Source organism: Streptomyces sp. NPDC047022, assembly GCF_040644155.1.
GTDB lineage: Bacteria > Actinomycetota > Actinomycetes > Streptomycetales > Streptomycetaceae > Streptomyces.
In genome coordinates, this window is record NZ_JBEYVV010000001.1 from 588,060 (window position 1) to 613,805 (window position 25,746).

A 25,746-nucleotide genomic window follows, 5' to 3' on the forward strand; every position below is an offset into this window, starting at 1 on the left:
CCGTGCAAGAGAGCACGCCCAGGTCTCCGGTGTCATCGTCTTGCAGGTCTGCCGGACGTCGGATTCAGCCGGTTGGCCGTATTTTCTGCTGTGCCTGGGTGAGCAGGAGTTGCGGCTCACTGGGAGAGGTGCGGGAGGCGGCTTTGCTCCCAGTGTCCGGGACGCGGACGAGGAGCCGTCTGTGGCGGTCCCTGTACTTCAAGGAGAGCCATGCGATACACGACACTGTCCGGCGTTGCCGCCCTGGCCACGGTTCTCGTCAACGGCGTGAGCGCGGTACCGGCCGTCGCGGGAGGATCGGGCATCCCGGTGCCGTGCGACACCACGGCCCTGATCAACGCGATCGCCACGGCGCCTGCGGGATCCACCCTCGTCCTCGCCCGCAACTGCACCTACCACCTGACCACCGCCTACCTCGGCGACGACGGACTGCCCCCCATCGACAAGCAGCTCACCATCGAGGGCCAGGGCTCCACCATCGTCCGCGACGGGCTGACGGCCGGCGCCTTCCGCATCTTCCACGTCACCTCCACCGGTGACCTCCGCCTCGACGACCTCACCATCCGCGGCGGCAACGCACCCACGGAGGGAGGAGGCATCCTCGTCGACACCTCCGGCAAGCTGAAGCTCGACAAGACCACTCTCGACAACAACCACGCCGACAACGAGGGAGGCGGCGTCGACGTCGAGTCAGGAGCCACGGCGTACTTCACCCGCAGCCAGTTCACCTTCAACAACGCGGGCGTCGGTGGCGGCCTGGAGTCGGACGGTACCGTCACCGCCGACGGGGTCGAGTTCGACCGCAACTTCGCCGTGGAGGGCAGCGGTGCCATCGCCCAGGACAGCGGTGACTCGGTCTACCGCAACACCACCGTGAAGAACAACACCAGCAGCGGTGACGGCGGTGGCGTCAACGTCGACGGCGGCACCGCGCAATTCATCAACAGCAAGATCCTCGACAACACCAACACGGATATTCATGGCGGCGGGATCCGGAATGGGGCCTCGCTGACACTCATCAAGACCGAGGTGTCAGGCAACGTCGTCGGAGGCGGCAACGGCCAAGGCGGCGGCATCTACGAAGACGGCGGCACCCTGGTACTGCGGGACAGCTCGGTCGACCGCAACAGCGCGAACGGCTCCGGCACTTCACAGGCCGGCGGCATCTACAACACAGGCGGTGCGGTGACACTCGACCGCAGCCAGGTGAACAACAACGCCTCCACCACAGCACCGGGCGGCGTGTGGACCGACACCCAGTTCACGGTGAACCGGTCCGAGATCCGCAACAACATCCCCACCAACTGCGACGGCAGCCCCACCATCGTCACCGGCTGCGTCGGCTGACCCCTCACGCAGCACACCGGGTGGACATCCGTCCCCATCGTCTTGGCCCCGAGCACCATCTGCCCGGTCTCTCCTCGGGGCCGTGGCTTCTTGCTACGGCCCCATGGGGCGGCCCCTGCGCCATAGGCGCAGAGCTCGCCGGGATGGTGTGACGGGGAAGCGTCATCGTCTTGCGGGCCCCTCGGACGTCGGATTCCGCCGGTTGGCCGTACTTGCTGCTGTGCCCGGGTGATGCGGACTTGCGGCTCGCTGGAAGAGGTGTGGGAGGGGACTTTGGTCCCAGTGTCCGGGACGCGGACGAAGGGCCGTCTGTGCTCCGGCGGTCCCTGTACTCAAGGAGAGCCATGCGATTCAGCACACTGTCCGGCATCGCCGCCCTGGCCACGGTTCTCGCCAACGGCGTAAGCACGGTACCGGCCGCGGCGGTAAGCGGCATTTCGGTGCCGTGCGACACCACGGCCCTGACCACCGCGATCGCCACGGCACCGACGGGATCCACCCTCGTCCTCGCCCGCCACTGCACCTACCACCTGACCACCGCCTACAGCGGCAACGACGGACTGCCCCCCATCGACAAGCAACTCACCATCGAGGGCCGGGACTCCACCATCGTCCGCGACGGGCTCACGGCCGGCGCCTTCCGCATCTTCCACGTCACCTCCACCGGCGACCTCCGCCTCGACGACATCACGATCCGCGGCGGCAACGCGCCCGATGCCGGGGGAGGCATCCTCGTCGACCCCTCCGGCAGGCTGAAGCTCAACAATGCCACCATCGACAACAACCACGCCGCCGCGGGAGGCGGCGTCTATGTCGATACAGGAGCCACGGCGTACATCACCCGAAGCGAGATCACCTTCAACAACTCGAGCGCCCAGGGCGGAGGTCTGGCGTCGGACGGTACCGTCACCACCGACGGGGTCGAGATCGCCCGCAACTTCGCCGGCGGTAGTGGCGGTGGCATCGCCCACGACAGCGGTGACGCGGTCTACCGCAACACCACCCTGAAGGACAACACCGGCGGCGATGACGGCGGTGGCATCAGCATCGCCGACGGCACGGTCCAGTTCATCAACAGCAAGATCCTCAACAACACCAGCATGAGTGTGGAGGGCGGCGGGGTCTGGAACATCGCCTCCCTGACGCTCATCAAGACCGAGGTCGCCGGTAACGTCCTTGGCGGCGCCAACGGCGACGGCGGCGGCATTTTCCAAGAAGACGGCAACAGTACCCTGGTGCTGCGGGACAGCTCGGTCCACCACAACAGCGCGAACGGCTCCGGCAGTCCTCTGGGCGGCGGCATCTTCAATTCTGACGGTGCGGTGACGCTCGATCACAGTGAGGTGAACAACAACGCCTCCACCACGGCACCGGGCGGCGTGTGGACCGACACCCAGTTCACGGTGAACCGGTCCCAGATCCGGAACAACATCCCCACCAACTGCGACGGCAGCCCCGTCATCGTCACCGGCTGCATCGGCTGACCCCTCACGCAGCACACCCGGCGGGGATTTCCGCACGCGGTATCGGTGGTCCGTATGTCGCGCCTGCCTGCCCATCCGGGGAAGTCCACCGCTCGAGGCGATGGACGTGCACCCAGCCGCGGTCAACGAGACCGAGCACAATGTGCTGAAGATCGACAGCGTGGCCGTCTTCGTCCTTGCTGTTCGTCGCATAGGCGAGGATGCCCGATGCCTCAGTTGCGCTGACCATCAGGTCATGCTCGACGCGGGTGAGTGCTGTCCACGGAGAATCAACCACGTGGGGAGCATTCATGGACACGGGACAGGCCCTGGTTGAGGTCTGCTGCGCCAGCACGCTTGGGAGCACCTCTTTAGGAGCGTGGTTGGTCGACTCGGTGGCTGATCTGCAGAATGAGCCCTCCAGAGGGCGTGGGCTTCACGGCCTGTGGACGCCTGCTGTTCCCCGTGACTCCCCGCTCGTTCTGGCACCGTTGTGGCACGCGTTCAGTCGCCCTGGATGGATCGGGTGTGAGCCTGTGACAAGATCGCGGGATGCTGCGACTCACCGATTTCATTATCGACTGCCCGGACACGATGAAGCTGGCGGCTTTCTACTCCGAGATGACGGGCCGTCCGGTCAAGGAAGGCAGCTCCGAGGACTGGGCTGGCATCCAGTTCGGCGAGATAGAGCTGGCATTCATCCGGGTGGACGACTACCGCGCTCCGCAGTGGCCCGACAGCGAGCACCCCAAGCAGTTCCACCTCGACTTCGAAGTGGACGAGATCGAGTCCGAGCAGCGCCGCGTCCTCGACCTCGGCGCGACGCTGAGGCAGGATTTCATCGGCCCCAACGGCTACGGCTGGCAGGTCTACACCGACCCGATCGGCCACCCCTTCTGCCTGTGCCGCAACAAGGGCGTCATCTGGACCGACCAGGGCCCGATCTGGCACTAGTCAGCCGCCCACTTCCTCACCCACCACTCTCCCCAGCTCCCATCCCGTCCGCCGTCGACCACACTCGTGCATTCACCGGACGCCTGGATTCCGCGCCCACCCTACGGACACTCGTGCGCACCGGCTGGCCCCTTCCCCCCTCCCCGCACACGCCCCCGTACTCCTCAGCCGAACGAGTACGGGGGGCCTGCCATGCCCAGCAGACGTCAGCCCCGGGAGGTCCTACGGTGCCGCAGCACCAGGTAACCGCCCGCGGCAACCAGCGCCGCCGCGAAACCCGCCACCAAATGGAAGGCAGTGTCGAGACCTCGCGGGCGTCCCCCGGCTGTGCGGGCGGAGACGCTCTTGCTGTTCGCCGAATTCTTCTGCGACGTCTTAGCCCGTAAAGAATCAACACGTTGCTTCGCGGTCTCCTTGTCGTTGGTGTGGTATGCGCATACCGAGCGAGGTTCGTGACCAACTTGCCCTGCGGTTCGGGGTGTTGTTCCCTCATCTCAATGAGCGGCAGCAGCGGCTGGCACTGGCCGCCGAGGCCCGGCTGCTGGGGCATGGCGGGGTCCGGGCCGTCGCGCGTGCCGCAGGGGTGAGCGAGACGACGGTGCGGAAGGGCGTCTTCGAGCTGGAGGGCGGTGAGGACCCGCTGCCCGATGGCCGGGTTCGCCGGGACGGCGGCGGTCGCAAGAGCGCCGAGGAGCTTGACCCGCTGCTCGTTCCGGCTCTGTTGGCGCTGGTCGAGCCGGATGAGAGGGGCGATCCGATGTCGCCGCTGCGCTGGACGACCAAGTCGCTGCGGTCTCTGGCCGGGGAGCTGGCCCGGCAGGGCCATGCCGCTTCGGCGCCGACCGTGGGCAGGTTGTTGCGGGAGAACGGTTTCAGTCTGCAGGCCAACGCCAAGACCCTCGAGGGTGCTCAGCACCCTGACCGGGACGCGCAGTTCCGGTACATCAACGACCAGGCCAAGGACCATCAGGCGTACGGTCAGCCGGTGGTCAGCGTGGACACGAAGAAGAAGGAAGTCGTCGGGGAGTTCAAAAATGCCGGACGTGAATGGCGGCCGGCCGGTGATCCGGTGCGGGTTGACGTCCATGACTTCCCCGGCGATGCCCTGGGCAAGGCCCTGGCCTACGGCATCTACGACCTGGCGGCGGACACCGGCTGGGTGAACGTCGGTACGGATCACGACACCGCGGCGTTCGCGGTCGAGTCGATTCGCCGCTGGTGGAACGGGCAAGGACGCCTCGACTACCCCGGCGCCACCCGGCTGCTGATCACGGCCGATGCCGGTGGCTCCAACGGCTACCGCACCCGCGCCTGGAAGACTGAACTCGCGGCCTTCGCCGCCGAGACCGGCCTTGCCGTCACCGTCTGCCACATGCCTGCGGGCACATCGAAATGGAATCGGATCGAGCACCGATTGTTCTCCGCGATCACGATGAACTGGCGCGGCCGCCCGCTGACCAGCCACGACGTCATCGTGAACAGCATCGCCGCGACCACCACCCGCACCGGTCTGACTGTCCACGCCGAACTGGACCCCGGCAGCTACCCCACCGGTGTGAAGGTCAGCGACGCCGAGCTGAACGCAGTGCCGGTCACCGGACATGCCTTCCATGGCGAATGGAACTACACCGTGCACCCCCACCCCGCCAGCCCGGCCGCCCCCACCGGACCAACGTCCGAGCCGGCGGCGGTGTTCGACCGTGGTGCTCTGTCACACCCCGCACTGACCGGCATGACCCGCACCGCACTGACCGAGCTGACCGAGACCCTGACCGTCGACTGGCAGGCGCTGCAGAAACAGGACACCACCACACGACGCGACGGCGGTGAACGACGCCGGGCCCCGGGCGGCGGCCGCAAAGCCAAACTCGACCTGGCCGACCGGGTCCTGGTCACCGTGCTGCAACAAAACCTCGCCCTGCCACCCACTGTGCTGGCCGACCTCTTCTCCGTCAGCAAGGACACCATCCGCCACACCACCAGCGAGATCCGGCGCCTGATGGACCAGCACGCACACACACCCAGGCCCCCAGCAGCACACCTCAACACCCTGGCAGGGCTCCTCGTCCATGCCACCGCACACGGCGCGACCCCCACGACGCAGGCCAAACCAACGCGTTGATTCTTTACGGGCCCTTAGTACTCGCCCTGTCCTTTCACCACGCCGTGCAGGCCGACGCGACCGTGTCACGGATTGCCTGGCGCGCCTGTGGAGGATCACCGGTGGCGACGGGGAAGTGTCCTCGTTTTGCAGTCCTGTCGGGTGGCGGATTCAGCTACTTGGTCGTATTTGCTGCTGTGTCTGGGGGAGGAGGGGCTGCGGCTCACTGGGAGAGGTGCGGGAGGCGGCTTTGCTCCCAGTGTCCGGGACGCGGACGAGGGGCCGTCTGTGCTCCGAAGGTGCCTGCACTTCAAGGAGAGCCATGCGATACACCAACCTGTCCGGCATCGCCGCCCTGGCCACGGTTCTCGCCAATGGCGTGAGTGCGGTACCGGCCGTGGCGGGAGGATCGGGATCAGGTATCCAGGTGCCGTGCGACACCACGGCCCTGACCACCGCGATCGCCACCGCCCCGGCGGGATCCACGCTCGTCCTCGCCCGCCACTGCACCTATCACCTGACCGCGGCCTACTCCAGCGACGACGGGCTGCCCCCCGTCGACAGGCAACTCACCATCGAGGGCCGGGATGCCACGATCGTCCGTGACGGGCTGACGGCCGGCGCCTTCCGCATCTTCCACGTCACTTCCACCGGTGCCCTCCGGCTCGACGACATCACGATCCGCGGCGGCAACTCGCCCGATAACGGGGGAGGCATCCTCGTCGACGACTCCGGCATGCTCAAGCTCAACAAGGTCACCCTCGACAACAACACCGCCGTCAGCCAGGGAGGCGGCGTCTATGCCGGGTTCGGAGCAACGGCGTACATCACCCGCAGCGAGTTCACCTTCAACAACTCGGGCTTCAGCGGTGGGGGCCTGCAGTCGGAGGGTGCCGTCACCGCCGACGGGGTCGAGTTCGCCCGCAACTTCGCCGCCAGTGACGGCGGTGCCATCTATCACGGCAGCGGTGACGACGTCTATCGCAACACCACCCTGAAGAACAACACCAGCGGCGCTGAAGCCGGCGGCCTCGACGTCGAGGCCGGCACCGTCCAGTTCATCAACAGCAAGATCCTCAACAACACCACCACAGGCTCGAACGGCGGCGGGATCTACAATGATGCCTCGCTGACCCTCATCAAAACCGAGGTCTCCGGCAACGTCCTCGGAGGCTCCGACGGCAATGGCGGCGGCATTTACGACGGCGGCGGCAGCTCCCTGGTGCTGCAGAACAGCTCGGTCCACCACAACAGCGCGAACGGCTCCGGCACTTCACAGGGCGGCGGCATCTACAGCCACGACGCTACGGTGACGCTCGACCACAGTCAGGTGAACGACAACGCCTCCACCGTCGCACCGGGCGGCGTGTGGACCGACACCCAGTTCACCGTGAACCGGTCAGAGATCCGGAACAACATCCCCACCAACTGCGACGGCAGCCCCGTCATCGTCACCGGCTGCGTCGGCTGACCCCTCACGAACCAAACCCGGCGGGCATCCGACCACACCCCAGCACACTGTGACGAAGATGATCGCTGGACCTTGCCACCTCCAGCCGGACAGCCCCGGAGGCTCCTCTGGATCATCGAGAAGGAGCCCGGGGCTTCGCTGTATCGAGCTTCACTGGTTCTGACCAGCGAAAAGGTCCTCCCGCAGGGAGGGCTCTCAGTGGCGCCCCCGGCAGCACTCGGACCTGCGGCCAAGCGCCTGGGAGAGACTGATCTGCTTCCGTTCTATCAATGCTCTGACCTGGGGCTAAGCAGCTACGAAGATGCTTGAGTGATCCGTTCCACCGCGTATTCACCGGAGGATGGCATTCCGGCGATGAGCAACGGCACCGGAGTGAATGCGTCGATCGGCCCTCGCAGCTCTCTGACGTGCGGCGGAGCTCGTCAGACGGGTCCAGTGGCACAAAGCGTGTCGGAGGTGTGTCGGACGCCCTCGTGCAGATCGATCTATCGGTACCCGGGGAAGCCTCGGACCACTGTCGCGAAGACCCGCCGCTCCAACTACCGCGGCAGTGAGATGCCTCGCCCTCTGCCTCGGTGCATGCTCCGGTGAATGGTTCCTCTCGATTTCAATCATATGTTCGATTTTTGCGCGAGGGCATCCTGGGGTCATCCCGACATGAGGAACGGGGGGAATATGCTGGTTTGTGCACAAGAGCGGTGGTGATTGGACATGGCAGACCGACGCCAAGCCTCAAGCTCGCGCCTCCGTGACGCCACTCGGCTCGCTCTGGCCGGTGCCCTGGCAGCCGTCCTGACGCTGGGCGCCGGTCCCGCCCTGGCCTCCTCCGATGGCCACGTTTCGACGATCGACGAGACGACTCACCGGATGACCGTCACGGATCACGGTCGGACGGTGATGACCTTCACTGTGGGCTTCGGAAAGGCCGCCTTCCGCACGCCGTCCGGAACGTTCCATGTGCTGGACAAGAACGAGGTCATCCGGATGACCTCGTGCAGCGCGAACATCACGTGCAATCCGCGTAATCCCAACTACTATGCCCTCACGGTCCACTGGGCGGTGCGCTTGACCAGCGCCGGCGTGTTCGTCCACGCGGCGCCCTGGGACCACGCCATCGGCCGGGCCGATACCTCCCATGGCTGCATCCACCTGAGCACGGTGGACGCCCACCGCTTCTACGATTTCAGCCGGGTCGGCGACACAGTGATTGTCAAGAGAACTGGCGGCCTGAGCGGTCCGTAGCGCCCCGTACACCTCGGCGACGAAACCAGGAGCTGCAAGTGCCCTGCGGTCAAACTCGACTGGCCGACCGAAGCGTCGTTGATGAAGCTGACTCCTATAGAGCGTCAAGCGGTCTGTGTGAGTGGTTTCGGTATGTGGTGGGGGGGGTGAGGTGCTGGTAGACCTCGCGGGCGATGAAGCGTTTGAGGCAGCGGAGGATGTCCTTCTTGGACATGCCTTCGGCGGTGCGGCGGGCGACGTAGTTCTGGGTCCGCTGGTCGTAGCGCATGCGGACCAGCGCGATCATGTGGAGTGCGTGGTTGGCCCGGCGGTCGCCGCCGCGGTTGAGGCGGTGCCGGTTGGTGCGGCCCGAGCTGGCTTGGATCGGGGCTGCCGCGCACAGGTGCGCGAACGATGCTTCCGAGGCGAGCCGTTCGGGGTTGTCGCCGGCGGTGATCAGGAGCTGGGCGGCGGTCTCGATGCCTACTCCGGGCAGGGCGATCAGCGAGGGTGCCGCTTCGGCCACCAGCGACTTCAGTTCGGCATCGGCGTCGGCGATCTCCTCGGTGAGGTACTGGTGGCGGCGGGCCAGGCGCCGCAGGGCGATCCTGACCGCGCAGGCCGGGTCGCGGGTGTCCGTGCCGGGCCGGGACCGTGACAGCTGCTTGATCAGCTCGGCGGGGGCGAGTGTGCGCAGCCGCTCACGGATCTCGCCGGGCGCGGTGATGATGAGGGTGCGGATCTGGTTGATGATCTGTGTGCGGGCCTTGACGGCCGAGCGCCGGACCACTCGCAGGGCGCGGATGGCCTCCACGATGCCGTCGCGGGTTTTGGGGGTCCCGCTGGCCCGGCCGGAGAGTACGGCTGTCGCCGCGGCGAAGGCGTCTATGGGATCGGACTTGCCGCCTGCCCTGCGGGCTCGTCGGTCAGGGCGGTCCACCTCGATCACGGTGACCTGGCTCGCCCGCAGCAGCCGGGCGAGTTCGGAGCCGTAGGCGCCGGTGCCCTCGACGCCGACGGCCATGACCTCGCCGTGCGAGCGAAGCCACTCCAGTAGCCGACGGTAGCCGTCGTGAGTGGTGGGAAAGGCCTCGGTGGCCAGGTGTCGGCCGATGGAGTCGATCACTGCAGCCTGGTGGAATTCGGTGTGGGTGTCGACGCCGCCGATCACCGCAATCTCGTCTGCCATGCTGATGAGTGCTGTCCTTCCGTGCGACGCATGAGGGATGGCACGCGCCGGTCGGGCGGGAGGACAAGACTGTGATGGGACCTTTGGCCGGGCTCCTATGAGGTCACAAACGCCCGACCGGCCGCGCGCAGGCGGCACCACCCGAGCCGGCCGACATTTCATCAACAAGACAGCCTGCGCGTCGGTCAGTCGGCGGGTCAGGCCGCCTCGGGCGGCGCCACCGACATCCTCACAGTCAGATGTGAATGTCAAAGGCCCCCAGCCATGATCGGCTGGGGGTCTTTTTCCCGGTGGGCGCGGACGGTTTCGAACCGCTGACATCCGCCTTGTAAGGGCGGCGTGATCAGCAGCGGATGCGACCAGGTCACCGCCGCTGTAGGGGCAGCCCAGGTCAGCGACGCTTCTCGACTGTGGACAGCCGTCGTTGACCGTGGGAGACCGCTCTATGTGGCACGGCTGTGGCACGCGCAGAGGGGCTACGCGCTTAGAAGGCGCTTGATGGTCCGAGCCCTGCACGGCCTCTGGAGTGGCGGAGCGCCATTATGGGCGCTGTGGCCGCGGCACCGCTGATGCGAACACGCGGGGCCGAATCTAGACTGGCGAGGGCATAGAAAGTCCCCAATTAGGGAGATGTACACCGTGGCTAAGCGAGGGAACAAGCGACGCGGCCGCAAGAAGAAGAAGGCCAATCACGGCAAGCGTCCCAACGCCTGAGCCAACCCGAGCAGACGGCCGAGGGAGGGGCACGGCCCTTCCGGCTACTCGTAGACCACGGCCGCGCTGAGAGCCCGCGCAAAGAACGTCCAGTCGCCTTCCGTCGGCAAGTCTTCGCCGAGGTACCGGTACGAGCCGGGCGAGTCCGTGATCCACGCGGCGAGTGCACCGAGGTAGTCCTCCACAGTGCGGTTCTCCCATTCCTCGCCTCGTCGGTGAAAGTCGTCGCTGAGGCTGCGGATCACGGCGGCGAGGGACTCTCGCGTCATGACTTCCTTGAAAGGATCGGGCGCATCGTTCGGCATGGCTGGACCGTAGGGTGATCGGCCCAGTGCCGTCCGTCGATTGATGACGGCTCCCCGCCAGGCTTTGCAGTCTGGCCTCATCTCGACCCGGTCGATCACGGCGTCTTCCGGACCCTGCACTTTGCCGGGAAAGCGGCTCGACGCCGGCCGCTGGAGTACGTCGGACTCCGACCGTGTTCGCGGCTGTTGGTGTCAGCCGCTGGTGTCGGCCTTCAGTGGCTCACTTGACGGTCGTCCTGGCCAGGGAGTAAGGGCGCTGCTCAATCCCCGTCGCCAGCATGACGGGCCCTGGCGAACCCTCCAGCCCGGATCTGAAGCGCCGCACCGAGCACGACGAGCCCCAGGGCAATGGAGGAAACAACCACCCCAGCCCCGGAAGAGGAGCCGAGAAGTTTAGCTCCACCGTCCAGGACGAAGCCGCCACCCATCGCTATCCGACCCCAACCAGCCCTAGGCGACCGGGCATACGCTGCGATTCCCGGGCTGCCGGTCAAGGTCAACACGCCCAGGACTACGACAAAGCAGCCGGAGCCCAACATGATCCACGCAGACATGGCACCCCTCCGCGGGAAGGCTACTGCACGGGCAGCACAGGCGTAACGGCTGTGGCCTGCGGCTTGACGGTGCCCCAGAGCTCCAGGTTGGAAGACGCCGTATGCGGATGACGGCTGACCTGGCAACTCCCTGCCCTGGGCCGGAGCGCGATCGGCACCGCTGCACTCCGTGAGTCCCCGCTGCATCCCGCCGGAACGGGCACGCAGGGCACAGCCGAAGGGCATCTTCTGAAGTGTCGGCCGGCGTGCACGGCAAACCACAGGGCGCCGCACGCTTTGCGAAGCCTAGATGATCCAAGGGCTGGAGTCCTGCTGACCTGTGGTGTGAGGGTCCCAAGCAGATGGAACTCTTGCTCGTCAGCCTGCCTCTTTCGATGATGTTCTGACCAGCGAGACATCCGACGCGGTATCCGACATCTACATGAGTGATCCACAAATGCTTGTCATTAACGCGCTCGTCGCCCTGCTCTGCTTCGGCGTCGGGACGATGCTGGTGAAGCGTGGTCTAAGTAGTTGGCGCACGCAGGCTCCCGCCCAGTCCCGCTCGGCGATCTACACCCCGGACATGAAGGAGGGGACTGAGCGAGTGCTGTTCCCGCTGGGAGCGTTCTCGTACTTCCTCGGCGCACTCATTGCAACCGTCAATTATCTCAATGCCACCCATCACATCGGTGGTGTGGACCAGCATTTGTCGGTGGTGCTGGCGACCGTGCTACTCGTCTTGCTGGTCGGCACGACAGTCAGTGCTTCGACAGTCGTTGCGATCACTATGGTGGGCAGGCCTCGCAGCCTGGTCCCTCCGCATCTCCGGCGACAAGGTGCCGCCAACCGCCGAGCCGGGTTCATCGAATACGTGCCGGTTGACGGCGATGAGGATGATGACGAGTCCGCGCGTGGCGGTTACCTGATCAGCGTTGAGTCTGGGGCACCCACGATGACGCTGACGGAGCGGATCGGCTCCATGCGGTCGGAGAGCCTCTTGGCCTCCGTCTCTCACCAGGAACTGCTGCCGGGCGGGAACTATCTTCTTGGCGGCCCCCGGGAACCAACCTGTGAGGTAGTTCAGATCGCGGAGGGAGAACCGACGCCAGGAGAGCCCCGACGTATTCGGCGGGGGAGGTTCAGGACCATCGCATCCGCCCACCCGGCAGGCACACTGGTCACGCCGGTCACCGCTGAATACGTCGAGGATTGGGCGCAGTGGATCCCCGAGAAGCCTCACCCGCGTAACTAGTTTGGAAGATCGCGTATGCGGATGCGGCCCGACCTGGCGAGACGCTGACCTGCGCGTCCTTGGGGTGTTCACCGGTGGTCCCCGTTGTTCCCCGCCGGTTACTGTCCCATCGGGCACGCAGGGGGCACGTGCGCCTTTCTGCCGCCCTCCACGCCCCTGTGCCGTGCCCCCGCCTTGAACTTCCTTCAACGGCCCAGAGAGGGCCTCAGGGTGGCGACTGTACGCTTACGGCGTGATCGGAATCGCCATCTTTGGTGTCGGCATGCTTGGCCTCGCCGTGGGCAGCAAGGGGCGGCGAGGCTGGGGTCATTGGACCCGCCGGCGGAGGACCATCTGCATGGTGTCGCTCGCCCTCGTTCTCGTGGGCCTGGCCCTTACTGACGCGAGCAGAAGCCACGCCTGAATCTGTGACGTCATCCCTTACCAACCTGCGACACCCGCTTTAGGAGCGAGGTTGGGCGATCACGGTTGCGACCTGCGGATTCCCCGTGAGTCCCCGCCCGTTCTGGCACGAGAGTGGCACGGCCCTGGGATCGGGCCCAAAGCGCACGGCTTCTGTTCCGTAGCTCTACAGAGATCGGTCACGGACGGTCATACAGGTCGCCCTTCGGCTGCATCGGGGACGCTACGGGGTGGGGACCACGGCGCATCGGTGCTGTCTGCCATGGATAGCCTCCAGGCTACTAACTGCTAGGAGATCAAGGAGCATTGGTGCTTGACGAGCTGAGTGGTGAGCCAGTGCGAGGCCTTTATCCGTCTCAATGTCCGCTGTGTGAGGGGCCGCTCGTTAGGGCGGAGGGAGTTGCCGCGGGTATGCACCCGCTATCCATAAAGGTCCGTCTGGCGGGTAAAAGGCTGGCGCGTCAGCGCGGGACCAGGGTCTTGGTGTGTGACCGGTGCAGCCATGTTCTGCTGTTTCTACAGCCTCCCCGGTCCGCAGAAGGAGAGGATGCCGGGCTGTGAAAGCACACGGAGGGCGAGCGGAGGTGTGACCCGAGTCCGGGACGAGCATTGGCGCCGCCTTGGAATCTCGATGACGTTTCTGCGCAGACGGTTGCCGGAACGAGGACGACCCTCCTGTGGCTACTTATGCGACGCCCGTAGCCATTGGACTCTCCTCGACCCACCACTCACCCCAGCTCCCATCCCGTCCGCCGTCAACCCACACACCGTGGAGCGGGCGTGGTTCATGGCGTCCAGGTGGAGCGCGCCACTGTACGAACGACCTGGACGCCATGGGCCGCGTCTGCTCGGCTCTGCCTGGGTCGATGGTGGACGGGATGGGAGCTCCCCGCGCAACGCCCCTACGGACCCGCGGCCGCGAACGGTGCCCCCTCCATCCCGGTGCCGGCCGATCCCCCGCCGGAGGCATCGTCTTGACCGTGGGCCGCGCTCTACGGTGATCGACTCATGGCTTCCGGCCCTATCCACATGTGGGCGCGCGTCGGCGGCGGCAGCGCCGAGCGGGCCGAAGGCAGGAGCGCGGGCGCGGCCAGAGCCGGGAGCGCGCCCGGCGGAGCGGAGCGCAGCCGGGGCTTGAACACGGCTGTGGACGATGGGGTGATTCAGCGCAACCCGTGCCGGATCAAGGGTGCCGGTACGGCCTCCCACGCAGAGCGGCCCTTCCTGACCGTGCCCGAGGTGTACCGGCTCGCGGACGCCGTCCCGCCGCATTGTCGTGCCCTCGTCCTGATGGCGGCCTTCTGCGCTCTCCGGTTCGGTGAGCTGGCGGCCCTGGAGCGCCGTGGCATCGATCTGGAAGCCCGCACCGTCGCCGTCCGCCGCTCGTACTCCGAGACACGCACCGCCGGTCTCGTGGTGAAGGCTCCCAAGAGCACTGCCGGTGTCCGCACCGTGGCCATCCCGGCCTCGCTCATCGAGGAGCTGGCGCACCACCTGGCCGAGTACTCCGGCGCCGGCCGAACCGGGCTCGTCTTCCTCGGCGCCCGCGGCGGTGTCCTGCGGCGGAACAACTTCCGGCGGATCTGGCTCCGCGCCCTCGTCGCGTCCGGCCTGGACGGCGTCCGCTTCCACGATCTTCGACATACCGGCAACACTCTGGCCGCGACCGGTGGGGCTACTACCCGCGAGCTGATGCATCGCATGGGGCACTCGTCCGTGCGGGCCGCGCTGATCTATCAGCACCTCGTGAACGGTCGTGATCACCAGATCGCCGACTACGTCGACGGTCAGATCAAGAGGGTGAAGCGGCCCCCTCACGGCCCCTATGGCACGTAGGTGGCACGACGGCGCCGAGCGGCCAGAAAAGATAAAGGCCCAGGACTTCGGGTACCTACCCGCTGACCTGGGCCTCTATCGTGTCCTAGGACTGGTGGGCGCGGACGGTTTCGAACCGCCGACATCCGCCTTGTAAGGGCGGCGCTCTACCGCTGAGCTACGCGCCCGGGACGAGTGGACAGCCTACATCGCCCAGGGGGATGCCTCGCAAACCGTGGGCGCGGCGCACCGCGAACCGGAGGCCCTGTGTGTTCGTCCTGAACCGGTGGGAGAATGACAAACGGGCAGGGCGGATGACAGCACGGGAGAGGGATGTGACGGCGACACCACGACAGCCGTGCACGCCGTTCGCGCCATGCGCGCGCCATGGATCGGGGGCAGGGGCGGGCCTGGCGCACGCGCCGTGCCCGGCCGAGGGACCCGCCACGCCCCGGCGCCGTACGCCCGGCCGTGACACGCTCACCCTGCTCGCGCTGCCTCTCCTCGCCGCCCTCGCCCTTCCCGCGGCGGCGTTCGCCGGAGGCGGTACGCGGCGGTGGTTCGGAGGGCGGGCGGAGGGCCAGCGGGCCGAGGCGCAGGCCGCCAAGGACGCCGCCGCGACCGCCTTCTACGAGCTCGACACCGCCCAGCGCGACCTGAGGATCTCGATCGAGACCATCGCGGCCGTCGACGACTCCCTCGACGCCCGCCGTGCCGTCGCGGACTTCGAGGCGCTGGGGCGGCGCATCGACGAGGCCAGCGGGCGGTATATCCAGGCCGTCGACGCCCACGACCTCGACCGCGTCGACCTGGAGGCCTCCGCCGCGTCCCGCGCCCGCGGCGAACTCAGCGCCGCCAAGGACGAACTCGCCCGCGTCAAGGGGGAGCTGGATCGTTTCGGTCAGGGCCTCGGGCCGCTGCTCGGGAAGGCCGAGACCCAGCTCGCCCGGGTCGCCCCCGCCGCGGAGCGTGCCCGCCAGGCGTTGCGCGCCGCCAGTGACGCCCTGGACGGTGTCCGTGCCGCGGGACTTCGGGCGGACGACCTCGCCGCCCGGCTGGCCGCCCTCGCCCCGGAACTGACCCGGCTCAACGAGGGCGCGGGCCGGCACGGCGTGGCACAGACGCTGGAGCGTGCGGAACGGGTCGCACGGGAGGCCGAGGACGTACGGGCCCAGGCCGAACGGCTGCCGGAGCTGGCCGCCGAGATCGACCACCGGCTGGTGTCCCTGCGCACCCGCGCGCAGGCGCTCACCACTCGGGCCGATCAGGTGGAGCCGGTACTGAGCGAACTGCGGCGACGGTTCGCGGCAGCCTGCTGGCAGGACCTCCAGCGGGTGCCGGAGCAGGCCGCCGAGTCCGTGCGGCAGGCCGAGCTGAAGCTGGCGGAGGCACGGGCCGCGCGTGACGCCCAGCGCTGGCCGGACGCCGCCTCGCTGCTGTCCACCGTACGCGCGCTGCTGAACACGACGGACGAGGCCGTGTCCGCGGCGGGCGACCGGCTGAGGCGGCTCAACGCCGTGCAGAAGGACCCGCAGCAGGAGATCGAGCGGACCCGGTTCACGATCAGGGATGCGCAGCGCCTTGCGATGACGGGCCGTGCGACTCCCGACCCGCGGCACGCCCGTCCTCTCGACGAGTCCGTGGCCCGGCTGGAGCGGGCGGTCGCCGCGCTGGAGGGCCGGCACCCGGACTACTGGCACTTCTTGACCGAGACGGAAGCCGTGCGGCGCGCGGTCGCGGACGTGGTGGCCCGGATTCGCGGGGAACGGGGCGGGGGGACGGCGTAGCCGCACAACCGCGCAGCGACCGCCCAGGGACGGCCGCAGGCCCCCCGCCGACGGAAATTCCGCCGCCAGGGGGCCTGTTCAGTGGCACCGGGCCGAAGGCTCAGGTGCGGTACGCGTAGTACGCCGCGTTCGGGTACGACGCGACGATGCTCGCCACCGACCTGTTGTAGGTGTTGGTGGAGTGGTACGTCACGTAGGGCACGCCCGCCGGGCTGCGGTAGGTGACGATCATGGAGTGGTCCTTGGACCCGTCCTTGTTGAAGTCCATCTGCAGCACGTCACCGACGTCCAGCTGGTAGACGTTGGCGAGGCTGGTGACCCGTTTCGAGGACAGGGCGAACCAGGAGAACTCGTTGACGCCGACGAACGAGTCCGACTGGATGTCGGCGGTGCCGAACCACTTGTGGAAGTCCGAGGTCGAGCCCGGGACGTGCTTCCAGCCGCCCGCCTTCAGGGACTGGCTGACGAAGTTGGTGCAGTCGCCGCCGGCCCCTTCCCCGTTGTAGTTCGGGTAGGCGGTGTTGTAGTGGTTCCAGTACTTCGCCGCGTACGCCGCCATGGCCTTGTAGTTGTAGCCCGTGGCGGAGAAGTTCTTCGGCTTGGACGCCGCGGGCCACGAGGTGGACGAACGGGTCGCCTCCGGCGGGCCGGCGTCGACGGCCGTGGCCGGCTTGGCGACGGCGGGCTTGGCGACCTGGTTCACCGCGAGATAGCCGTCGTCGGTGTCCTGGATGCGCGTCAGCTGCCAGTTGCCGCTGCGGTCGGCCGTGAACGTCAGCTCGTGGTGGGCCTGGAAGCCGGTGGTCTTCGGCTCGGTGCCCTTGACCTTCTTGTAGGTCAGAGTCGTCGTCTCGGTGACGTCGGCCTTGGCGGTGCGGCCCGTGACCCGCGTGGCGTCCAGCCTGACGTCCGTGGTGGCCGCGCTGTACTTCTCCCCCAGCTTCGCGAGGCGGGCCTTGCGGCCGTGCAGCTCGCTCACCGCGGAGTTCTCGTCACGCGACTGCGTGCCGGACAGCTTGACCTTGCCGGAGAACCCGCGGGTCCGCTGCTGTCCGTTGTCCCCGCCCTTACCGCCGTCCACCAGGGCCTGCGTACGGTCGGTGAAGACCGCGGTGGCCAGACGCTGGAAGGTGGCCTTGGTCGCCGCGTCCACCGTCGGGTCGTTGGTGACCGCCGCGCCCGCGCTCCAGTTGGGCACCAGGGCAACGCCCGCGACCACCGAGGCGGCTGCGGCCGTGACTATGGTGGCGCGGCGCCGCTTACGGCTCAGTTTTCTTGATCTCAATTATGTTCCCCTCTAAGCCGGTACACCAATACCGGGAGACGGCATCTTCGCACGCCAGATGTGGGTCGTGTGAAGGGTGTTGTGGAATGGAAACCTATGAATACGCGGCGAACTCAGGCCGCTACTCACGTCAGTTCACGACGGTCGACCAGTCCGGTGACTGCGCGGGGTCGAGGCCCCGGAGGTTCTCCAGCGTCGCGGGCTTCTGCACGTCGAGCCAGTCGGCCAGCTCCTTGAACGACACGCACTTGACACCCTTTTTGGTGCATACGTTCTTGATGACCTGGTCCATGGCCTTCATGTAGATGCCGCCGTTCCAGTTCTCGAAGTGGTTGCCGATGAACATCGGTGCACGGCTGCCGTAGTACACGCGGTTGAAGCCGTCCATGTACGACTGGACGGCCTGCTTCTCCCACGCGGGGTACTTGGACGGATCGCCGTTGGGATTGCCGTTGTTCTGGTTGGCGAGGAAGTTGAAGTCCATCGACACGCCCTGGAAGTTGGCGCCCGCGTACGGGATCATCTGGAGCGGGAAGTCCCAGATGCCGTTCTTCTTCTTCGGCCATATCTGCAAGTCGCCCGGGCTGCTGGCGTCATAGCGCCAGCCGTAGCTCTTGATGGCCTTGAGCAGGTTCTGCTGTCCCTGCAGGCAGGGGGCGCGTCCGCCCACGACCTCGCTCCTGAAGTCGAAGGGCAGGGGAGGGATGTCCTTGTAGCCGGTGTTGGTCTTCCAGTTCTCGACGAGAGAGTAGAACTGGTCGATCTCGGTCTTCCACTGGTCCGGGCTCCAGACAAGGCCGCTCTTGTCGTCGTCGCAGAAGTGGCCGTTGAAGTGGGTGCCGATCTCGTCACCGTCGTCGTAGGCCGCGCGCAGCTGTCCCAGGGTGTCGCGGATGTGCCCGTCGGTGGGGTAGTCGATCGCCGCTTCGCCCGGCTTGTGCATCGGACCCTGGTAGAGGTCCTTCTTGCTCTTGGGCAACAGATAGATGCCCGAAAGGAAGAACGTCATCTGGGCGTTGTACTGCTTGGCCATCTCCCGGTAATGCGTGAAGAGATGGTCGTCGCCCTCCAGGGCGCCGTCCCAGGAGAAGACGACGAACTGAGGAGGCTTCTCGCCGGGCTTGAGCGGCACCGGCTTCAACTGGCCTTTCTGCGGGCCGGTGAGCGAGGTGGAGCCGTCCCCCAGGACCTTCACCTTGCCGTCCCACTTCGGCGTCTCCCCCGGCCTCGGGACGGAGTTCCTGTCGGTGGAGGCGGTCGGCGCGGTGTCGTCGTGCCGCGCCACCGCCAGATAGGTCACCGTGATGGACGCGACCGCGAGAAGGGCCGCCAGCGTGAGGTTGCGGCGGTTGTTGGCGCGGGCGGGGCGGGCGGGGCGGGCTTTGCGACGGCGGCCGGTCTTCGAGGTCATGGGCGGCTCGTTCTGCGAGGAGCGGACGGGGGGGTGTGTCTGCGCGACGCCGGCGCGTCAGCCGAGCGGTCTCATGGCGCTCGTCCAGATGTCGTAGGGGACGCTATTCGCTCGCGTCCCGGCGATACCTTGCAGCGGCAGGGGCTGGAGGCTCTTGGCGAGGTCCATGCGGTAGATGACGATGGCGGTGGAGACGGAGTCGGCCGTGCCGATGTACCAGTTCGCCGTGTCGTCCTGGGTACGTCCCGAGGTCCCGGTCACCTGCTTGGCGGCGGAGACGGCGGGGGCCGCCTCCGGGTGGGCGGTGCGGAAGGAGTCCGTGAGCGCCTCGGTGACCTGGCGGGCGACCGTGAAACTCACGGCCTGGTGGGGTCCGGACGTGCTGAGGGCGACCGTGGCGCCGTTGCGGGTGATGCGCCGCACCGAGTACGGCTCTATGTGCTTTCCGTCCGCGGCGAAGGTGGCATAGCCGCTCGCCATGCGGATCGTGCTCGGCGTGGCGCTGCCCATGGACAGCGCGGGCACCTGCGGGCCCATGGTGGAGCGCAGCAGCCCGGCTGCCTCCGCCGTGTCGCGGACATTGTCGAGGCCGGTGTCCATGCCGAGTTGCATGAACGGGGTGTTGACGGACTTGACGAGCGCCTGCTCCAGGGAGATCTGGCCGTAGGACTTCTTGCCGTCGTTGTGGGCGGCGACCCTCTTGCCGCCGCGGTCCCAGTAGGGCCCCTCGGGCGTGATGACGGGGATTCCGTCGTTGCCGTCGTAGATCGACTGGGGAGTGACCGGTACCGCCGGGCCTTCGCGGGTCTTGTGGATGCCGTTCTCCAGGCCTGCGGCGTAGACGAACGGCAGGAACGCCGAACCGGCCTGGACGGTGTACACGTTGGACTCGTTGAAGCCTTGCGTACGGTGGTCGGGGCCGCCGTAGACGGCGAGGATACGGCCGTCGGTGGCGACCGAGGAGGCGCCGTAGTGGGCGTCCTTCGCCGGGCCGGGCAGGGCCTTCTTGCCCTGCTTGCGGGCCTTGGTCACGGCGTCCGTGAGCGCGTTCTCCCGCTTGCGGTCGAAGGTGGTGTAGATCTGGTAGCCGCCGAGGTCGAAGTCCTGGTCGGAGATGTTCCCGGCCTTCTTGGCGTACTGCGCCGCCAGTTCCACCAGGTAGTCGCTCTGCTGGCCGGTGTCGTAGAGCGGGTTCTGCTTGAGCGGCTCGGGGAACGTGCGGTACTTGTCGCGTTCGGACTGCGACAGCTTGCCGATCTTGACCATCCGGTCCAGGATCCACGACCAGCGCTCGACGGCACGGTGGCGGTTCGCCGCGTCGAGGGTGGGGTCGTAGAGACCGGCGCCCTTGAGGAGGGAGGCGAGGAACGCGGCCTGGCTCACGTTGAGCTGGCTGACGTCCTTGCCGTAGTACGCCTGGGAGGCGCGCTGGATGCCGTAGGTGCCGCGGCCGAACCAGCTGGTGTTGAGATAGCCCTCGAGGATCTGGTCCTTGCTCATCTGGTTGTCGAGCTTGAGGGCGATCATCGCCTCGGTGAACTTGCGGCTGACCGTCTGATTCTGGTTCAGGTAGACGTTCTTCACATACTGCTGGGTGATGGTCGAGCCGCCCTGGGTGTCTCCCTTGCCGACCGTGCGGTACAGGGCGCGGGTGAGGCCCTTCACGGAGATTCCGGGGTCGGAGTAGAAGCTCTCGTTCTCGGCGGCGAGGACCGCCCAGCGGACCTGCTCGGGTATGTCCTTCAGCGGCATCGCCTGGCGCTGCACCCAACCGGTGCGGGCCATGGGCGTGCCGTCGGACCAGAAGTAGACGTTGTCCTGCTGCGTGGCGTAGGTGTTGAGGTTCTGCGGGATGTCCGTGGCGGCGTAGGCGATGACGAGGAACGCCCCGCTCAGGCCTATGGAGCCCAGCACGGCACCCAGCCACTGGCGCCAGGAGGGCACCCAGCGCCGCCAGCCGGCGCGACCCGGCCGCGGGTACGCCGGCCGGAGCCTGCGGGCGATGGGCTTCAGCTTGCTGACGTACGGCGCGAAGGGCGCGGCGGCACGAGAGAGCGGTGAGCCGGCGGGGGGCTTCTTGCGCGAGCCGCGCCGGGGCGAAGTGGTGGGCTGAGCGGAGGTCTTGGGCCCAGGTGGCGGGGGTACCCGCAGCTGCATGGTGGCGTCCGGGCCGAGGGTCTCGTCGGCGTCCGGCTGCCGGGGCTTCACGGCCTTCAGCTGCATGGTGGCGTCCGGCGGCGGTGTCGCCCCGGCCTTCAGCCACATGGTGGTGGCCGAGTCGAACGGCGCCTCGGCCCCCGTCCCGTCCTCGGGGTGACGGCGCTTCGGCCGGTCCTGCCGACCCGACTGCCTCGTCCGGTCCGGTCGGTCCGGCTGGTCCTGGTGGTGGCGCGGGCGGTTCCCGCCCTCGCTAGTCACGCCAGGATCCGGCGTGCGCACGCCTCCGGCGCAGCCGGCCCCCTATTCGCTGCCATGCCTCGGTCACGACTGCGTCCCCCTCCGCACTCGTTGCTGCGTGCGCGGGCAGATACAGCTGCCACATATGTGGCTGCGAGCCCCCTTCACGGAGCCCCCCCTCACGATCTTGCTGCTCATCGCGGCTGTCATAAATTATCAGCGACTGGTGTGATCCCCCGGGACAGGAGTGGCACAGAAGTGGTCAAGCCGCGAATTCTGAGGAGATCTTAAGGAGATTTCGCGCCCCCACGACAGGCCGGGTTGCCCTTTGGGACACCTTCGAGATGACTTCGAGGTTCTGGGTCGGCCGCTGACCGACGGCTAATCTGTGGTCATGCCTCGCTACGAGTACCGCTGCCGCACCTGCGGCGACACCTTCGAAATGAGCCGCCCCATGGCGGAGTCCGCAGCTCCCGCGACCTGCCCCTCGGGCCACGACGACACGGTGAAGCTCCTGTCGGCCGTGGCCGTGGGCGGCACGGCCTCCAGCCCGGCACCGGCCCCGCGGGCGGGCGGCGGAGGCGGTTGCTGCGGCGGTGGCTGCTGCGGCTGAAACCGTCCTTCTGCGTTTGACACACCCTCTACTACGTTGGCGGGCCGCCCGCGTTTCACGATCCGCCGGACAAAAGCGCCTATTGACGGTCTGACTTACAGGCCGCCTATTTTTGACGTGTCGCCTTCAAAAACTCCCGCAGAATCCGCTCCCCGGCCAATACCCCGCGCTCGGGCAGAGCGCTGATCGCGGGCGCCGTCCATTCACAGTCCGCCAGTTCGCCGTGGCCCGGGCGCCAGCCCCGGTCCGCGGCGAGCAGCAGATCCGCGTCGAGCAGGGAGTCGCCGGCGGCGAGGGTGAGCACCGCACCCGTACGGCGGGCGACCTCGCGCACGGCCGCGCTCTTCGTCAGCGGCTTGGGCACCGCGTAGATCTTGCGGCCCTGCAACGACACCGTCCAGCCACGCTCCTCCGCCCAGGCGGCCAGTTCCTTGACCCACTCCTCGGGCAGCAGCTCACGCTCGACGACGAGGTAGGCGAACAGGTCCTCGGCCACCCGCTGCTTTCGCAGCCACACCGGGTCCGCGGTGGCAGCCAGATGCTCCCGCACCTCGGCGAGCGGCGCGCACTGGGCAGCGAGCCGTGCGAGCACCGCCGTGTGCCAGTCGGGGTCCGTCACGCCGTCCACGAGCAGATGGCCGCCGTTCGCGCAGATCGCGTACCGGGGGGCGGAGCCCGGCAGGTTGATGCGCTGGTACTGCTTGCGGGTGCGGGTCGTGGTCGGCACGAACACCGCACGGTCGCCGAGATCGGTGAGCAGCCCGGCGGCGGTCTCCGTCATATAGGACAGCGGCCTGCTCTCGTGCACCTCGACGCACAGCAGTCTCGGCGCCCTCGGGTCCGGCATGGTCAGCGCGAGCGCCGCCGACGAGTAGATCAGCGTACGGTCGAGGTCGCTCGCGACCAGGACGGGCCCCGTGACCGGGTCCGTGACGGGGCTCATGACGGTGCTCATACGGCCGTCACCGCCTTGCCGTCGGCGCCGGTGGCGCCACGCGTGTACCGGGGGTGGATCAGCCCCACGCAGCTGTACGGCAGCCCGTCGACCTCCTCGACCGGCACACCGCGCTGTTCGGCCAGCAGCCGCACATGGTCCAGATCGGCGCCCGCCCCGGCGCGCGCCAGTATCTTCCAGGGCACCCGGCGCAGCAGCACCCGGGTGGTCTCCCCCACCCCGGGCTTGACGAGGTTCACGTCATGGATGCCGTACTCCTCGCTGATGCGCTCCACCGCCGCCCAGCCCTCCCAGGTCGGCGTGCGGTCGCCGGCGAGCAGTTCCTTGGCCTGCGCGTCGACGGCGTCCCCGACCTCGGCGAAGAGGGCGGAGACGGCGTCGAGGAAGGCGGCCGACACATCCGCAGAGGCGAGCTCGCGGTAGAACTTCGCGCCGTGGTAGTCGTACGGGCCGACCAGGTCGGCGCGCAGCACCGTGCGCGAGATCAGCCCGGAGACGGTCGAGTTGAGGCAGGCGGACGGGATGAGGAAGTCCTCCCGGGTTCCGTACGTCCGCACGCAGGAGCCCGGGTCGGCGAGCACCGCTATCTCCGGGTCGAAGCCCGTGACGCCCTCGGCCGCCTCGAACTCGCCGATGGCCTCGGCGAGTTCCCGGGTGATGGCGCCCTTGCCCGTCCATCCGTCGACGAAGACGACATCGGCGGGGTCGTGGCGTTCCGCGAGGAAGCGCAGCGCGTTGGCGTCGATGCCCCGGCCGCGCACGATGGACACCGCGTAGTGCGGCAGGTCGAGGCCATGGCGGTGCTGGGCCCAGCGGCGCATCAGGACGCCGACGGGGGTTCCGGCCCGGGCCAGGGAGACCAGGACGGGACGCCGCCCCGGGCGCTCGGCGAAGACGGTCTCGGTGACCACGCCGACCGCCTGCGCGATCCGCGCGGCCGACACGTCAAGGGCCGCGTGGAACAGCTCCTGGTACCGGGCGCTCGGCTGGTACTCCACCGGCAGCGACTCGGCGTAGTGCGCGCCGCCGCTCTGGATCGCCTCCTCGCGCTCCTCGGTCGGTGCCTCCAGCGTCACGTCCGAGAGGTCCTGGAGCAGCCACCCGACCTCGTCCGGCGCGTACGAGGAGAAGGCGGGGCCGCGGAGGGGCTCGGACAGCATGGGGGGCCTTTCAAGGGCGTGCGGGGGCTCGGGCGCACGGGAGGACTCGGGCGCACGGGAGGACTTCGGTACATGGCTGGGGACGACCGCGAGCACGACGTGCGGGATGTGATGGGCCAGTTGGCGCAGAAGGCCGTCCGCGGCGTGCAGGGCGGGGGTGTCGGCCACGGAGTCCACGACCGCGAGGACGGCGTCGAATCCGGCGCCCGCGACGTTGTAGGCGTAGCGCTCACCGGGGCCGTCGGCCGGGTCGTCGTGTGCGGGGAAGACGATCCGGCTGCGGATCGCGTAGCCGGGGTCGTCCACCGCGAGGACGGGCGAGCGGGTGGTCGTGGAGTAGCGGACCTCGGCCGCCACGGTCCGCTCCAGCTCAAGGGCGAGGCGCAGCGGCGCGTACATCAGCTCCTCGAAGCCGAGCACCAGGACCCGCCGGGCGTCGCCGGGTATCGCCTCGGCGAGCCGTGCGGCCATGGCGGGCAACTCCCGCTCCAGGCGTGCCCGGTGCCCGGGCGTGAAGCCGTGCCGGCCGCCGTCGGGAAGACCGGGAGGCCAGCCGAGGCCGACCCGCTCGATCCGGCCGGCGTTCCGGGGGCCGGGGACGGCCGGCCGGGCGGCGGCCTCGTGCTCCGCGACCAGCGCACGGCCCTTCTCCAGCACGCCCTCCGGCAGCCGTACCGTGCCCGAGGCCGCCGCCAGCAGTTCCACGCGCGCGCCGGTCTCGTCCGCGAAGTCCTCCAGCCGCCCCAGATCGGCGGCCGAACGCATATCGACCAGGGAGACCACGACGTAACGTTTCCGCGGGTACCGCTCATGGAGGTCCCGGATCGTGTTCATGACCGTGTTGCCGGTCGAGAACTCGTCGTCGACCAGGACCAGCGGACCCTCGCCCGCCAGCAGTGCCGGGTCCTCCGGGAGCAGCAGATGCGAGGTGGCGTGGGAGTGGGACTCCTCGAACCCGCCCGCGCGGGCGACGCCCTCGACCGGGCGGCGGGTGGAGTGCAGACAGGGCGCGAGGCCCAGGCCGTCCGCGACCGCGTGCCCAAGGCCCGTGGCCGTCTCCGCGTACCCGAGGACGACAGCCCGGCGGGCCTCTTCGTCGCCCAGCAGCTCCCGCACCCGGCGGCCGAGGGCGAGCCCATGGCCGTAGACGACGGACGGGGACTGCGGGACGTGCTTGCCCAGCACGTTGGAGACGAGCAGATGCGCCCGCTTGGGGTTGCGGCGCAGCGCGAGTCCCAGCAGCTCGGGCAGTCGCTCGTCACCGGCGAGCTCGACCCCGAGCCGTTCGGCGACCCACGTCCCGGACCAAACCACGTTCTTCATTCTTTCCCTGTCGGTACGGCGGTGCGAAGGTACGGTGTGCGGCTG

At 68.0% G+C, this 25,746-nt stretch carries 18 protein-coding genes and 1 tRNA gene; 10 read left to right on the forward strand and 9 right to left on the reverse strand.

Translation table 11 applies throughout. From position 1 onward, the window contains the following. Positions 1-210: 210 nt before the first annotated feature. Together ABZ845_RS02670 and ABZ845_RS02675 are read left to right on the forward strand one after the other, a co-directional pair. Positions 211-1,347, forward strand: coding sequence for a right-handed parallel beta-helix repeat-containing protein (locus ABZ845_RS02670; RefSeq protein ID WP_360972121.1), 1,137 nt, complete (start codon positions 211-213; stop codon positions 1,345-1,347). 344 nt (positions 1,348-1,691) lie between these two features. Beyond that, positions 1,692-2,831, forward strand: a complete 1,140-nt coding sequence (locus ABZ845_RS02675; protein ID WP_360972123.1) for a right-handed parallel beta-helix repeat-containing protein — start codon at positions 1,692-1,694, stop codon at positions 2,829-2,831. Between the two features lie 4 nt (positions 2,832-2,835). Here ABZ845_RS02675 and ABZ845_RS02680 read toward each other — a convergent pair whose 3' ends face one another. After that, positions 2,836-3,165: a hypothetical protein gene (locus ABZ845_RS02680; RefSeq protein WP_360972125.1), complete on the reverse strand. Its 330-nt coding sequence runs from the start codon at positions 3,163-3,165 to the stop codon at positions 2,836-2,838. A gap of 197 nt (positions 3,166-3,362) precedes the next feature. On the opposite strand from ABZ845_RS02680, the gene ABZ845_RS02685 reads away from it, so the two are divergent. The 4 genes from ABZ845_RS02685 (at position 3,363) to ABZ845_RS02700 (ending at position 8,578) form a co-directional block, all read left to right on the forward strand. Beyond that, on the forward strand, positions 3,363-3,764 hold the full coding sequence (locus tag ABZ845_RS02685; protein WP_360972127.1) for a VOC family protein: 402 nt from the start codon (positions 3,363-3,365) through the stop codon (positions 3,762-3,764). A gap of 430 nt (positions 3,765-4,194) precedes the next feature. Further along, positions 4,195-5,886 (forward strand): ISAzo13 family transposase, encoded by a 1,692-nt coding sequence (locus ABZ845_RS02690; RefSeq protein WP_360972129.1) that lies wholly within the window; start codon positions 4,195-4,197, stop codon positions 5,884-5,886. 301 nt (positions 5,887-6,187) lie between these two features. Then, complete coding sequence (locus ABZ845_RS02695) at positions 6,188-7,336, forward strand: hypothetical protein (RefSeq protein WP_360972131.1); 1,149 nt, start codon at positions 6,188-6,190, stop codon at positions 7,334-7,336. 711 nt (positions 7,337-8,047) lie between these two features. Continuing rightward, positions 8,048-8,578: a L,D-transpeptidase gene (locus tag ABZ845_RS02700; protein WP_360972133.1), complete on the forward strand. Its 531-nt coding sequence runs from the start codon at positions 8,048-8,050 to the stop codon at positions 8,576-8,578. A 94-nt stretch (positions 8,579-8,672) separates the two neighbouring features. Here the strand turns inward: ABZ845_RS02700 and ABZ845_RS02705 are convergent, their stop codons facing one another. After that, positions 8,673-9,746 (reverse strand): IS110 family transposase, encoded by a 1,074-nt coding sequence (locus tag ABZ845_RS02705; RefSeq protein ID WP_360972135.1) that lies wholly within the window; start codon positions 9,744-9,746, stop codon positions 8,673-8,675. Between the two features lie 758 nt (positions 9,747-10,504). Continuing rightward, entirely contained in the window at positions 10,505-10,729 is a 225-nt protein-coding gene (locus ABZ845_RS02710) for a hypothetical protein (protein ID WP_360972137.1), read from the reverse strand. Between the two features lie 1,011 nt (positions 10,730-11,740). Between ABZ845_RS02710 and ABZ845_RS02715 the strand changes: the two genes are divergently transcribed. Then, entirely contained in the window at positions 11,741-12,553 is an 813-nt protein-coding gene (locus tag ABZ845_RS02715; protein ID WP_360972139.1) for a hypothetical protein, read from the forward strand. 1,410 nt (positions 12,554-13,963) lie between these two features. Further along, positions 13,964-14,791, forward strand: a complete 828-nt coding sequence (locus tag ABZ845_RS02720) for a site-specific integrase (protein WP_360972141.1) — start codon at positions 13,964-13,966, stop codon at positions 14,789-14,791. Between the two features lie 92 nt (positions 14,792-14,883). On the opposite strand, the gene ABZ845_RS02725 is transcribed toward ABZ845_RS02720, so the two are convergent. Further along, positions 14,884-14,958: transfer RNA gene (locus ABZ845_RS02725), tRNA-Val, on the reverse strand. A gap of 147 nt (positions 14,959-15,105) precedes the next feature. Here ABZ845_RS02725 and ABZ845_RS02730 point away from each other — a divergent pair. Next, the gene (locus tag ABZ845_RS02730) at positions 15,106-16,557 is read left to right on the forward strand and encodes a hypothetical protein (RefSeq protein WP_360972143.1); all 1,452 of its coding nucleotides are present in this window, start codon (positions 15,106-15,108) and stop codon (positions 16,555-16,557) included. Positions 16,558-16,657: 100 nt separating this feature from the next. On the opposite strand, the gene ABZ845_RS02735 is transcribed toward ABZ845_RS02730, so the two are convergent. The 3 genes from ABZ845_RS02735 to ABZ845_RS02745 form a co-directional block, all read right to left on the reverse strand. Further along, positions 16,658-17,776, reverse strand: coding sequence for an amidase domain-containing protein (locus ABZ845_RS02735; protein ID WP_360972454.1), 1,119 nt, complete (start codon positions 17,774-17,776; stop codon positions 16,658-16,660). Between the two features lie 196 nt (positions 17,777-17,972). Beyond that, positions 17,973-19,253, reverse strand: coding sequence for a hypothetical protein (locus ABZ845_RS02740; protein WP_360972145.1), 1,281 nt, complete (start codon positions 19,251-19,253; stop codon positions 17,973-17,975). Positions 19,254-19,310: 57 nt separating this feature from the next. Continuing rightward, positions 19,311-21,518 (reverse strand): transglycosylase domain-containing protein, encoded by a 2,208-nt coding sequence (locus ABZ845_RS02745; RefSeq protein ID WP_360972456.1) that lies wholly within the window; start codon positions 21,516-21,518, stop codon positions 19,311-19,313. A gap of 526 nt (positions 21,519-22,044) precedes the next feature. On the opposite strand from ABZ845_RS02745, the gene ABZ845_RS02750 reads away from it, so the two are divergent. Continuing rightward, positions 22,045-22,263, forward strand: a complete 219-nt coding sequence (locus ABZ845_RS02750) for a zinc ribbon domain-containing protein (protein WP_360972147.1) — start codon at positions 22,045-22,047, stop codon at positions 22,261-22,263. A 106-nt stretch (positions 22,264-22,369) separates the two neighbouring features. Here the strand turns inward: ABZ845_RS02750 and ABZ845_RS02755 are convergent, their stop codons facing one another. Then, complete coding sequence (locus ABZ845_RS02755) at positions 22,370-23,218, reverse strand: HAD family hydrolase (RefSeq protein ID WP_360972149.1); 849 nt, start codon at positions 23,216-23,218, stop codon at positions 22,370-22,372. Further along, entirely contained in the window at positions 23,215-25,701 is a 2,487-nt protein-coding gene (locus ABZ845_RS02760; RefSeq protein ID WP_360972151.1) for a phosphoribosyltransferase, read from the reverse strand. Before ABZ845_RS02760 ends, ABZ845_RS02755 begins: the two co-directional genes overlap by 4 nt. Positions 25,702-25,746: the final 45 nt, after the last annotated feature.

What these genes read in the sequence shown, in the direction of transcription:
- ABZ845_RS02750 (WP_360972147.1), top strand. Translation starts at nt 22,045, where the DNA reads ATGCCTCGCTACGAGTACCGCTGCCGCACCTGCGGCGACACCTTCGAA.
- ABZ845_RS02705 (WP_360972135.1), bottom strand. Translation starts at nt 9,746, where the DNA reads ATGGCAGACGAGATTGCGGTGATCGGCGGCGTCGACACCCACACCGAA.
- ABZ845_RS02670 (WP_360972121.1), top strand. Translation starts at nt 211, where the DNA reads ATGCGATACACGACACTGTCCGGCGTTGCCGCCCTGGCCACGGTTCTC.
- ABZ845_RS02720 (WP_360972141.1), top strand. Translation starts at nt 13,964, where the DNA reads ATGGCTTCCGGCCCTATCCACATGTGGGCGCGCGTCGGCGGCGGCAGC.
- ABZ845_RS02755 (WP_360972149.1), bottom strand. Translation starts at nt 23,218, where the DNA reads ATGAGCACCGTCATGAGCCCCGTCACGGACCCGGTCACGGGGCCCGTC.
- ABZ845_RS02690 (WP_360972129.1), top strand. Translation starts at nt 4,195, where the DNA reads ATGCGCATACCGAGCGAGGTTCGTGACCAACTTGCCCTGCGGTTCGGG.
- ABZ845_RS02685 (WP_360972127.1), top strand. Translation starts at nt 3,363, where the DNA reads ATGCTGCGACTCACCGATTTCATTATCGACTGCCCGGACACGATGAAG.
- ABZ845_RS02700 (WP_360972133.1), top strand. Translation starts at nt 8,048, where the DNA reads ATGGCAGACCGACGCCAAGCCTCAAGCTCGCGCCTCCGTGACGCCACT.
- ABZ845_RS02695 (WP_360972131.1), top strand. Translation starts at nt 6,188, where the DNA reads ATGCGATACACCAACCTGTCCGGCATCGCCGCCCTGGCCACGGTTCTC.
- ABZ845_RS02740 (WP_360972145.1), bottom strand. Translation starts at nt 19,253, where the DNA reads ATGACCTCGAAGACCGGCCGCCGTCGCAAAGCCCGCCCCGCCCGCCCC.
- ABZ845_RS02675 (WP_360972123.1), top strand. Translation starts at nt 1,692, where the DNA reads ATGCGATTCAGCACACTGTCCGGCATCGCCGCCCTGGCCACGGTTCTC.
- ABZ845_RS02715 (WP_360972139.1), top strand. Translation starts at nt 11,741, where the DNA reads ATGAGTGATCCACAAATGCTTGTCATTAACGCGCTCGTCGCCCTGCTC.
- ABZ845_RS02745 (WP_360972456.1), bottom strand. Translation starts at nt 21,518, where the DNA reads ATGTGGCTGAAGGCCGGGGCGACACCGCCGCCGGACGCCACCATGCAG.
- ABZ845_RS02760 (WP_360972151.1), bottom strand. Translation starts at nt 25,701, where the DNA reads ATGAAGAACGTGGTTTGGTCCGGGACGTGGGTCGCCGAACGGCTCGGG.
- ABZ845_RS02710 (WP_360972137.1), bottom strand. Translation starts at nt 10,729, where the DNA reads ATGACGCGAGAGTCCCTCGCCGCCGTGATCCGCAGCCTCAGCGACGAC.